Origin of the sequence: Erwinia sp. PsM31, from assembly GCF_030433775.1 — a bacterium.
Classification (GTDB): domain Bacteria; phylum Pseudomonadota; class Gammaproteobacteria; order Enterobacterales; family Enterobacteriaceae; genus Erwinia; species Erwinia aeris.
This window is the reverse complement of sequence record NZ_JARUWZ010000144.1, coordinates 1-214: the sequence shown is the minus strand read 5'-3', so window position 1 is coordinate 214 and position 214 is coordinate 1. Positions and strand designations below refer to the sequence as shown.

The 214-nt window shown below is 53.3% G+C and carries 1 protein-coding gene; it reads right to left on the bottom strand.

Annotation, left to right across the window (positions count from 1 at the left end):
• Positions 1 to 29 precede the first annotated feature (29 nt).
• Positions 30 to 214: hypothetical protein (locus tag QCD69_RS22765; protein WP_301253601.1), on the bottom strand; the 185-nt coding region annotated here is incomplete at its 5' end.

Genomic DNA, 214 nt, shown 5'->3' with positions numbered 1-214 from the left:
TCCCACATCAAAGCAGACTTACCAGCCCCTCACAGACCAACAATTAAAGCCGCACCAGCAGATTCTAATGAGGAGAGTACCTCATGACGTGCATTCGGCCGCTCGGCAACAAGACCTGCAGCCAGATGGCCGGGCCGTGTGTTCACACACTGGTAGAAGGCCGGGTCATTGAATGGTGTCAGAAAATCGACTACATCACAGTAACCGTCGCGTA